The organism is Vibrio sp. Vb1574 (genome assembly GCF_033338675.1).
The window spans coordinates 1-2,958 of record NZ_JAWOTC010000083.1; the positions used below are offsets into that span (position 1 = coordinate 1).

A 2,958-nucleotide genomic window follows, 5' to 3' on the forward strand; every position below is an offset into this window, starting at 1 on the left:
ATCAACTCGAAACTCCTTCGGGTTGTATGGTTAAGTGACTAAGCGTACACGGTGGATGCCTTGGCAGTCAGAGGCGATGAAGGACGTATTAACTTGCGATAAGCCCAGATTAGGTAGTAAAAACCATTTGAGTCTGGGATTTCCGAATGGGGAAACCCAATACCATAAGGTATTACTGTTGAGTGAATACATAGCTCAACAGGGCGAACCGGGGGAACTGAAACATCTAAGTACCCCGAGGAAAAGAAATCAACCGAGATTCCGAAAGTAGCGGCGAGCGAAATTGGACTAGCCCTTAAGCTTTACACGCGTTAGACGAACAGCCTGGAAAGGCCGACGATACAGGGTGATAGTCCCGTAGTTGACGACGTGTGTTCAGTGAAATCGAGTAGGGCGGGACACGTGATATCCTGTCTGAATATGGGGGGACCATCCTCCAAGGCTAAATACTACTGACTGACCGATAGTGAACCAGTACCGTGAGGGAAAGGCGAAAAGAACCCCTGTGAGGGGAGTGAAATAGAACCTGAAACCGTGTACGTACAAGCAGTAGGAGCAGGCTTTGTCCTGTGACTGCGTACCTTTTGTATAATGGGTCAGCGACTTATATTCAGTGGCAAGGTTAACCATCTAGGGGAGCCGTAGGGAAACCGAGTCTTAACTGGGCGTTCAGTCTCTGGATATAGACCCGAAACCAGGTGATCTAGCCATGGGCAGGTTGAAGGTTGAGTAACATCAACTGGAGGACCGAACCGACTAATGTTGAAAAATTAGCGGATGACTTGTGGCTAGGGGTGAAAGGCCAATCAAACCTGGAGATAGCTGGTTCTCCCCGAAAGCTATTTAGGTAGCGCCTCGGACGAATACTACTGGGGGTAGAGCACTGTTAAGGCTAGGGGGTCATCCCGACTTACCAACCCTTTGCAAACTCCGAATACCAGTAAGTACTATCCGGGAGACACACGGCGGGTGCTAACGTCCGTCGTGGAGAGGGAAACAACCCAGACCGCCAGCTAAGGTCCCAAATTACTACTAAGTGGGAAACGATGTGGGAAGGCTCAGACAGCCAGGATGTTGGCTTAGAAGCAGCCATCATTTAAAGAAAGCGTAATAGCTCACTGGTCGAGTCGGCCTGCGCGGAAGATGTAACGGGGCTAAGTAGTAAACCGAAGCTGCGGCAATATACTTTTGTATATTGGGTAGGGGAGCGTTCTGTAAGCGGTTGAAGGTGTGTGGTAACGCATGCTGGACGTATCAGAAGTGCGAATGCTGACATGAGTAACGATAAAGGGGGTGAAAAACCTCCTCGCCGGAAGACCAAGGGTTCCTGTCCAACGTTAATCGGGGCAGGGTAAGTCGACCCCTAAGGCGAGGCCGAAAGGCGTAGTCGATGGGAAACGGGTTAATATTCCCGTACTTCTTACAATTGCGATGGGGGGACGGAGAAGGCTAGGTGGGCCTGGCGACGGTTGTCCAGGTTCAAGTGCGTAGGCTGAGAAATTAGGTAAATCCGGTTTCTCTTAAGGCTGAGACACGACGTCGAGCATCTACGGATGTGAAGTCATTGATGCCATGCTTCCAGGAAAAGCCTCTAAGCTTCAGATTGTAAGGAATCGTACCCCAAACCGACACAGGTGGTCGGGTAGAGAATACCAAGGCGCTTGAGAGAACTCGGGTGAAGGAACTAGGCAAAATGGTACCGTAACTTCGGGAGAAGGTACGCTCTCGACGGTGAAGTCCCTCGCGGATGGAGCTATTGAGAGTCGCAGATACCAGGTGGCTGCAACTGTTTATTAAAAACACAGCACTGTGCAAAATCGCAAGATGACGTATACGGTGTGACGCCTGCCCGGTGCCGGAAGGTTAATTGATGGGGTTAGACTTCGGTCGAAGCTCTTGATCGAAGCCCCGGTAAACGGCGGCCGTAACTATAACGGTCCTAAGGTAGCGAAATTCCTTGTCGGGTAAGTTCCGACCTGCACGAATGGCGTAATGATGGCCACGCTGTCTCCACCCGAGACTCAGTGAAATTGAAATCGCTGTGAAGATGCAGTGTACCCGCGGCTAGACGGAAAGACCCCGTGAACCTTTACTACAGCTTGGCACTGAACATTGACCCTACATGTGTAGGATAGGTGGGAGGCTTTGAAGCGCAGTCGCTAGATTGCGTGGAGCCGTCCTTGAAATACCACCCTTGTAGTGTTGATGTTCTAACGTCGACCCCTTATCGGGGTTGCGGACAGTGCCTGGTGGGTAGTTTGACTGGGGCGGTCTCCTCCCAAAGCGTAACGGAGGAGCACGAAGGTGGGCTAATCACGGTTGGACATCGTGAGGTTAGTGCAATGGCATAAGCCCGCTTGACTGCGAGAATGACAATTCGAGCAGGTGCGAAAGCAGGTCATAGTGATCCGGTGGTTCTGAATGGAAGGGCCATCGCTCAACGGATAAAAGGTACTCCGGGGATAACAGGCTGATACCGCCCAAGAGTTCATATCGACGGCGGTGTTTGGCACCTCGATGTCGGCTCATCACATCCTGGGGCTGAAGTCGGTCCCAAGGGTATGGCTGTTCGCCATTTAAAGTGGTACGCGAGCTGGGTTTAGAACGTCGTGAGACAGTTCGGTCCCTATCTGCCGTGGGCGTTGGAGAATTGAAAGGGGCTGCTCCTAGTACGAGAGGACCGGAGTGGACGAACCTCTGGTGTTCGGGTTGTGTCGCCAGACGCATTGCCCGGTAGCTAAGTTCGGGATCGATAACCGCTGAAAGCATCTAAGCGGGAAGCGAGCCTTGAGATGAGTTCTCCCTGATACTTTAAGTATCCTAAAGGGTTGTCGTAGACTACGACGTTGATAGGCAGGGTGTGTAAGCGTTGTGAGGCGTTGAGCTAACCTGTACTAATTGCCCGTGAGGCTTAACCATACAACACCCAAGGGGTTTTGATGGACTCAATGAAAGAAC

Annotated in this window: 1 rRNA gene; it reads left to right on the top strand. The window is 51.5% G+C overall.

The annotated features are described in order from the left end of the window. The first annotated feature begins 28 nt into the window (after positions 1-28). A 23S ribosomal RNA gene (locus R7O12_RS23540) occupies positions 29-2,919 on the top strand. The last annotated feature ends 39 nt before the right edge of the window (positions 2,920-2,958 follow it).